6 protein-coding genes and 1 pseudogene are annotated in these 8,374 nt (G+C 43.9%); 4 read left to right on the top strand and 3 right to left on the bottom strand.

Annotation, left to right across the window (positions count from 1 at the left end):
* Positions 1-486: 486 nt before the first annotated feature.
* The gene (locus V7D75_RS11175) at positions 487-690 is read right to left on the bottom strand and encodes a CsbD family protein (RefSeq protein ID WP_191690216.1); all 204 of its coding nucleotides are present in this window, start codon (positions 688-690) and stop codon (positions 487-489) included.
* Positions 691-1,181: 491 nt separating this feature from the next.
* On the opposite strand from V7D75_RS11175, the gene V7D75_RS11180 reads away from it, so the two are divergent.
* A complete protein-coding gene (locus tag V7D75_RS11180; protein WP_333614617.1) occupies positions 1,182-1,871 on the top strand; it encodes a TetR/AcrR family transcriptional regulator in 690 nt (229 codons plus the stop codon).
* A 117-nt stretch (positions 1,872-1,988) separates the two neighbouring features.
* Complete coding sequence (locus V7D75_RS11185; RefSeq protein ID WP_333614618.1) at positions 1,989-4,187, top strand: molybdopterin oxidoreductase family protein; 2,199 nt, start codon at positions 1,989-1,991, stop codon at positions 4,185-4,187.
* Between the two features lie 126 nt (positions 4,188-4,313).
* On the opposite strand, the gene V7D75_RS11190 is transcribed toward V7D75_RS11185, so the two are convergent.
* Both V7D75_RS11190 and ygfZ read right to left on the bottom strand, forming a co-directional pair.
* Positions 4,314-5,639 (bottom strand): D-amino acid dehydrogenase, encoded by a 1,326-nt coding sequence (locus V7D75_RS11190; protein ID WP_333614619.1) that lies wholly within the window; start codon positions 5,637-5,639, stop codon positions 4,314-4,316.
* A gap of 80 nt (positions 5,640-5,719) precedes the next feature.
* The gene (ygfZ, locus tag V7D75_RS11195; protein ID WP_333614620.1) at positions 5,720-6,484 is read right to left on the bottom strand and encodes a CAF17-like 4Fe-4S cluster assembly/insertion protein YgfZ; all 765 of its coding nucleotides are present in this window, start codon (positions 6,482-6,484) and stop codon (positions 5,720-5,722) included.
* A 346-nt stretch (positions 6,485-6,830) separates the two neighbouring features.
* Here ygfZ and V7D75_RS11200 point away from each other — a divergent pair, with 346 nt between their 5' ends.
* Positions 6,831-7,184, top strand: a complete 354-nt coding sequence (locus V7D75_RS11200; protein WP_333614621.1) for a zinc ribbon domain-containing protein YjdM — start codon at positions 6,831-6,833, stop codon at positions 7,182-7,184.
* A gap of 76 nt (positions 7,185-7,260) precedes the next feature.
* Positions 7,261-8,374, top strand: a pseudogene (gene hemL, locus V7D75_RS11205) (glutamate-1-semialdehyde 2,1-aminomutase); the annotation flags it as partial.

Here is an 8,374-nt window from a genome sequence, read left to right on the forward strand (position 1 = left end):
CTCAAGGATTGAGTTGACCGTATTAAGGATAATAGTTCAGTCGCTAGCATCAGGATGATAAAGGCAATTGAAATAAGGACACATGACCCGTGCTGCAGGCAGATAATGCCAGTAGTAGTCAGAACAAATGGGCAGGATGCCCGGCTATCACAAGATACTCAATATCTTGCAAGGATGCAGCGATTAGAGTGGTGATGGGTAACAAGGATGGTTAACAATAAAACCGCATAACAATTAATTGCTATGCGGTTTTATCGTGTCTGGGTGTTAAGGATTCTCCATTGAGAGTTTTTCAACAAATATCTATCATGCCTATTATCGTAGATAATAATACCGTCTCATTACTATCGTTGGTATCAATAAGCCGGTAGGGATCATCATTTATAGAGCACAAAAAAGGTCGCATTGAAATCAATGCGACCTTTTGCCATTAATGGCTTATAGACATTTATACGAATAATAAAATTCTATAAGAAAAATTGGTCATTAATATTTATTTTCAGTACGCCATGCATCAACTTCGCGCTCAGCATCATCTTTACTGTGACCATAACGCTCTTGGACTTTGCCTACGAGCTTATCACGGCTACCTTCGATATGTAATAAATCATCATCGGTTAGGTCAGCCCACTTCTGCTTAACTGTACCTTTCATCTGTTTCCAATCACCTTTTAGCGTATGTTCGTTCATTATTATAATCCTTATTTTAGTTATCAACTCTTTACGGTTTATGGTTTAAAAATTTTAATGCTATAGACCGTAAAGTGCTTTAGGAGCAAGTTATTATTTATGATTGTTATTGCTTATGTAGTACTGTTTTAAGTACTTTACAACTAGCCCGTGGCTAACTTGTGATACCAATATATAAATTTCAGACCTCCCTGTCTGTATGAGCAATGTTTGTAGTGTTGCTTAATTATGGTAAATGGCGCTCCTCTGTTATGGAGGGCATAGTTGTGTAATAGATAGAGTACTTTGTCAGAGCGATACGTAAAGAAAACCAGCAGCCAAATGTCTGTTTATACAGTGCTTTGTCCTTTTTTATCTGTTCATAAATCTTAAATCTAAAACTATTAATGGAAAATAAAACCTTTTACGCATCTGATTATAGACTTGTTATTTAAATAACTATAAGCTTATAGCTGAAATCATAAGCCTTAGACAATGAGGACAGAATAACAGTGAGTCCAATTAATACCGTAAACGCGACAAGATTAGATACGAAGCGTGAGCTGGCAAAAGCCAAAACCCGTCGTGCCTTATTAAAAAGTGCGCTGCAGCTTTATAGCTTGGAAGGCGCTTGCGGCATGAGTATGAACAAAATCGCTAAAGGGGCGGGAATAGCTCAGCCAAGTTTTTATAATCACTTTGACAGCGTAGAGACGCTACAAAGTGAATTGAGTAGGCAATTAAAAGACAATTATTTATCACCGATGCGTAAGGCGTGGGCAGATATGCTTGGAGATTATCCAACACTGTCTAGGGCGGCGTTCAATCAGCGCTGTCAGCATTGCTTGACGCTGATTTTTACAGCCGCCTTTCAAAATATTAGGTTGTTCCAACGGTTACTCGAAGACAGTCTACGCTTTGATTTGCGAGTAGAAGATAAAGGTTTGGGAAGTTTGTTTACCGACATACGTGAAGAATGGACAAAAATATTTATCCAAGGATTGCAGTCAGCCGATTGTTCTTTTGAAGAATCTGACGTTTATCTCTGCGTTGATAGTGCGAGCGCGCAGGTTCATGAGCTGATATTAGGCTGTCATCAAGGACGTTATTCACAGCAGCAAGCCATTGCCATACTGTGCAAAAACTTTGATAGGCTTTTTGGCGGATTTTTTATCAATAATGAGCAAGTAATAAGTAGCTAGTGAGCAAATTAATGAATGCTGAGCTCGCAAAAATTTTAAGACTTACGAATCGATTGATATCATAAAACGGAATTTAGTTAGTGAAAGCGATAGTAAAACATCACAGGGAGCGTGACCATGGCTAGTGAACAAACCAAGACGAATGAGCAAACACATTTTAGAACCTGCAATCTGTGCGAGGCGATGTGCGGTATTGAAATAAAGCACGATGGAGCAAAGGTATTATCGATTAAAGGTGATAAAAATGACCCATTTTCTAAAGGTTATATTTGCCCAAAAGCAACTGCCTTACAAGATTTACATGAAGACCAAGATCGCCTGTGTCATCCCATAGAGAGAACCGCTAACGGTTGGAGAACAATCAGCTGGGATGATGCGCTCGATAAAGTAGCCGCTGGTATTCAGTCAGTACAAAAGAAACACGGCCAAAATGCTTTCGGTGTTTATTTAGGCAATCCTAACGTCCATAATTTGGGCGGTATGTTGACCATTAAGCATTTATTAAACAGTGTCAAGACACGAAGCCGCTTTTCTGCAACCTCGATCGATCAATTACCGCATCATATTGTTAGTATGCATCTGTTTGGTCATATGCTGCGTATCCCAGTGCCTGACGTAAATCGAACTCAGTATATGCTCATCATCGGTGGCAATCCGCTGGCATCGAACGGCAGTATTATGACCGCGCCAAATATGCGCCAAAAGCTCAAAGACATCAAAGCCCGCAATGGCAAAGTAGTAGTGATTGATCCACGCCGTACCGAAACTGCTGACATTGCAAGCGAGCATCATTTTATACGTCCAGCAACCGATGTTTTATTTTTACTTGCTATGCTCAATGAAATCTATGCCCAAGGTTACGCGGACAAAGCACGGACTAATAATAGAGCGGCGGCGCTTGCGCCAGAGATTGCGCGCTTGGCAGATTTCGCTAAAGACTATAGCGCAGAGTCGGTTGCTGATATTACTGGCATTGCCGCAAATGAGATTAAACGACTGGTCAAAGAGTTTTGTGAAGCACAAAGCTCGGTTTGCTATGGGCGCATGGGCGTATCGGTACAAGAGTTTGGCTTATTAAGCCAGTATTTGATTATGGTGATTAATATCGTCACCGGACGTTTGGATGAAGTGGGCGGCCTCATGTTCCCCAATCCTGCGCTTGATGTGGTCAATAACTCCGGCCCAGGTTATTTAGGCAAACGTCATAGCCGCGTGAGTAACTTGCCTGATTTTAATGGTGATTATCCTGTCGTAGCGATGGGCGACGAGATGCTGGTAGAAGGCGAGGGTCAATTAAAAGGCTTTATGACCGTTGCAGGCAACCCTGTCCTCAGTACGCCAAATGGTGAAAAGTTAGATAAAGCCTTTGCCAATTTGGACTTTATGGTCGCGATTGATTACTTCGTCACAGAAACGAGTCGTCATGCCAATATTATCTTGCCACCCGTCTCGCCACTAGAGCGTGACCATTATGATGTGACCTTTAATAATTTTGCCGTACATAATGTCGCTAAATACTCAAAAGCATTGTTTGCTAAGAAAAAAAGCGCTAAACATGATTGGCAAATCTATTTAGAGCTGGCAAAACGCCTCGATAAAAAAGCAGCGCTTGCAACCAAAATTGAGCGCCGATTGGTCAATATTTTAGGACCGAAGTTCTTGCTTGATCAAGGCTTAAGACGCGGTCCTTATGCTGGCATGAGCCTGAATAAACTCAAGAAAAAACCGCATGGACTGGACTTAGGCACGCTCAAAAGAATGTTGCCAGAAGCAATAAAGCATAAAGATAAGAAAATTCATCTTAATATTGATTTTTATCAAGCCGATTTAGCGCGCGTGCAAACAATGATGCAGGATTACGATGACAAACAGATTTTACTTATCGGTCGTCGTCATGTACGCAGTAACAATTCATGGCTGCATAACAGCTATCGCTTGGTAAAAGGCAAGCCACGCTGTACGCTGATGTTGCATCCTGAAACGGCGAAAGAATATAGTATTAAGGATGGACAGGAAGTAAAAGTGACCTCGCGCGTTGGTAGTGTGATTATTACCGCAGAAGTCACCGATGAGCTAATGCCTGGCGTAGTCAGTATTCCTCATGGTTGGGGTCATGGGCGTAAAGGTGTGCAGCAAAAGATTGCGCAAGCGCATGCCGGTGTCAGTGTTAATGACTTGACGGACGATACCTTGATCGACCAGCTAAGTGGTAATGCGGCGGTCAATGGCGTACCTGTGCAGTTAGAAGCAATCGCGCCAGAGGTGGTTGATTTAGAGACTACTGATTCTAACACTGGAGCAACCACTGCTGCTTAAAATTACGCTAAGCTAGAAATTCCACATTTAATTAAACAGGCGCTTACTTATAGCGGTAGCGCCTTTTTTACGTTCCTCATTTTACATTCATAACTCTTATGTTTCTAACTCTGACGTTTCTGATTTTTAATTTCCTAAGCCAATAAAATCAAAATTAACCGGCGGTGTCTCACCTTGTATCAATAAACTGAGCGCCTTTGCCGAACCGCAAGCATGGGTCCAGCCAAGCGTGCCATGTCCGGTATTTAGCCATAAATTATCAAAGCTGGCGTTTGTATTGACACTACCATGACGGATTTGACCATGATGCGCGCGCCCTATTAATGGCACATTTGATGGTGTCATCGGGCGCAATCCCGTCCAATATTGCACAGAATTGGCAATGATACCTTTGGGAAATAACTGCTGGACGCGGCGAGTAATGGCTGCACAGCGCGTGCTATTTAAATCCATATTATAGCCGTTAAATTCCGCCGTACCTGCGACGCGTAATTTGTCACCAAGGCGCGAGGTGACTAATTTAAACTCATCATCAATAAGGCTAACGAAAGGTGCTAAATGTGGCGCACGCTGATTGACTTGATAAGTGGCTGAATAACCTTTGGCAGGGAAAATAGGCAGATGAATATTGAGCGGTTTCATGAGCAATACGCTATAGCTGCCAAGTGCTAGCACATAACTGTCGGCGCTAAAAGTCTGTGCGTTTTCGCCCTTGGGACGAATGGTCATACTATGCACGTGCGGGCGAGCAGAATGGGCGTCGGTGTTTAACGTCAAAATGTCGGTATCGTATAAAAATTTCACGCCAGCATCGATGCAGCGCTGAGCCAAACGCTGGGTAAATACATGCGCATTACCCGATTCGTCACGGCTGGTGTAAGTGGCGCCTTTGAGCTTATGAGCAATAGGGTAAAGCGCAGGCTCGAGGCTAATAGCATTATTAATATCAATCACATAGCGCTCACAGCCGAGCTCTTGCATACGCTCGGTTGGCGCGATGGCGGCATCAAACTCAGCTTGGTTGGTATAAAAATGCATGATACCGCGCGTTTGCTGCTCGTAATCAATACCGATATCAGCACGCAGCTGCTGCAAAGTATCTCGTGAGTACAAGCCCAAACGCACCATCTGTACCAGATTGGCATCTGCTCGTTCTGCGCGGCATTCTTGTAAAAATTGCATTGCCCATTTCAATTGTGCCTTATCAGCTCGCAAGCGGTAGAGCAGCGGCGCATCTTCACGAAACAACCATTTAAGCGCTTTCATCGGCGTGCTCGGATTTGCCCACGGCGTCGCGTGCGAGACCGATATCTGCCCACCATTGGCGAATGAGGTTTGCATACCAGCAGCAGATTCGCGCTCAATGACGGTCACATCGTAGCCTGCTTGCCGTAGATACCATGCGCTGGTCACGCCCACCACACCTGCTCCGAGTACCGCAATATGGGTCATAAATTGCTCTGCTGCGTTTTAGTAAAAGTACTTTTTATAATACGAGTTGGACTGTGAAATAGACTATCAAACCTTTCACGTTATTTTTGACGGGCGACATCCGCTTGTAGTGCTGGGGGTAAGTCTAATATCGTAAGCTCACTATCGGCTAAATGCTCTGGGCGGGCAACAACCAATGCTTTAAAACCATTAGCATTACCATTACCATTAATATCGTCATCGGCAATGGCATTGACCACTTGGATTTTCTCTAGCTTATCACCAGCGGCTGGCGCATCACCTGTGCCGCTAACATAATGTAAAAACGCTTTTGGCGCCGCTTTAAAATAAATACGGGCAATGACTTCTTGACCGAGGTAGCAGCCTTTATCGTAGTCCATACCGCCGCGCTGATGTAGGCGCAGCTCTTGCGGCTGAAACTCGCCTCGTGTGTCCGCGACTATCCAATAGTTGCCCGCTGCAAGACTCGCTTGCATCCACGCTTGGGTGTCATCGATAGTATTATGCTCATCTTTATGACTAAAGGTTGGCACTCCATCGAGTACGCAAGGATAAATGGGCGTTGGTGCACTGGTATCAAATTTTGAAAAGGCGCCAAACTTTTTAAGATGCGCTTGGAACGCCTCAGCGCAATCGGCACTGATGACTACATCAAAATGTTTTTCGTCTTGTTTTTTAATCCAAAGTCCAAAATCGATACGGCCTTTTAAATTGCTAAGCGCCGTTGCTTGATAGCTAAGCCCAAGCTTAGTGACATCAGAGGTCAGCTGCCCTTGTAAGAACTTTGCGGCATCTTCACCTTGAATGGTTAGTTGAACAAATTGTGGCAATGTTGATTGAGTCATTATTATTGTCCTATTTATGAGTCGCTATAACCTCAGATATTAGGGTTAATACTGAGTGATTAAAGTCGTTAAAAAACTTACTGTTAAAATAATGCGAAAAAGTCGTTATTTAAGTTTTTACCATCTTTTTAGTACCTAAAGACAAATGGTGATCAAATTAAATTTGGTTAAAGCAGAGTACCACAAAAAACCACGTGATAAAAAACGTCCGCGTTAAGAGATAAGCGAATGTATCAATTAGTCACAGTTCTGTGTTTACAAGCGAAGCGATTGGTGAAAGCCGGCGAGTTACGGTACAATGTTAGCGTTAGAATACACCCAATTTATCACGGCTGACGAGGAAATTATGAGCTTACCCAATTGCCCAAAATGCGATGCTGAATATACGTACGAAGATGGTGCGTTACTGGTATGTCCGATGTGTGCGCATGAGTGGACCGCGGCTGAAACCGATGCGGCGCAAGCTGAAGTACAAGAGGCGGTCATTCGTGATGCGGTCGGTAACGAGCTGCAAGATGGCGATACCGTCACCGTGATTAAAGACTTAAAAGTCAAAGGCTCATCAACCATTATCAAAGTCGGCACCAAAGCAAAAGGGATTCGCCTATTGCCAGATGCCTCTGATGGTCATGATATCGACTGTAAACTCGATGGTTTTGGACCGATGAAGCTCAAATCGTCAGTGGTTAAAAAAGCTTAAGTTTTTGTTAATTAAGTGATTGTTAATTAAGCTATCGTTATTAAAATAATACCAAAAGAATAAGTAGAGACTAATTATGAGTACTAAAAATGAACAACTCTTTGCGCAAGCCCGCAAACATATTCCTGGTGGTGTAAACTCACCGGTTCGCGCCTTTGCTGGCGTTGGTGGTACGCCTATTTTTATGCACCGTGCTAGCGGCAGCAAAATCTATGACACCGAAGACAATGCTTATATCGATTATGTCGGCTCTTGGGGCCCGATGATTTTGGGTCACGCGCATCCAAAAGTCATTGATGCCGTTAAAAAAGCCGCTGATGATGGTTTGAGCTTTGGTACGCCAACGCCGTTTGAAACCACCGTGGCCGATAAGATTTGCGACATCGTCCCAAGCGTTGAGATGATTCGCATGACAAGCTCAGGTACAGAAGCGACCATGAGCGCGATTCGTTTGGCGCGCGGCTTTACTGAGCGTGATAAAATCGTCAAATTTGAAGGTTGCTACCATGGTCATTCAGACAGCTTACTGGTAAAAGCGGGTTCAGGCATGCTGGATATTGGCGAGCCGACCTCAAAAGGCGTGCCAGCGGACTTTGCCAAGCATACGATTACCATTCCTTATAATGACCCGCAAGCGATTAAAGAGTGCTTTGCAAAATGGGGTAGCGAGATTGCTTGCGTGATTGTGGAACCAATCGCTGGCAACATGAATATGGTCATTCCGACCCAAGAATTCCACGATACTTTGCGTGCAGAATGTACTGCCAATGGTGCGGTATTGATTTTTGATGAAGTAATGACCGGTTTCCGTGTTGGGCTTGGCGGCGCGCAAGCGCATTTTGGCATTGACCCTGATTTGACTTGCTTTGGTAAAATCATCGGTGCCGGTTTACCGGTTGGTGCTTTCGGTGGTAAAAAAGAAGTGATGTCTTGTATTGCACCCCTTGGCGGCGTCTATCAAGCAGGTACATTGTCAGGAAACCCGCTAGCAATGCGCGCTGGTATTGCAATGTTTGAAGACTTAACCGTCGATGGTTTTTATGATCAATTATCTGCGAAAGTAGACCAGCTTATTGACGGTATCCAAGCGGCGGCGGACAAGCATGGTATCAATCTGCGCACCAATAAACTGGGCGGCATGTTTGGGATGTTCTTTGTTAAAGACAAGGCGACAAACGTACCGCAAAACT

Source organism: Psychrobacter sp. (assembly GCF_036731945.1).
Lineage (GTDB): Bacteria > Pseudomonadota > Gammaproteobacteria > Pseudomonadales > Moraxellaceae > Psychrobacter.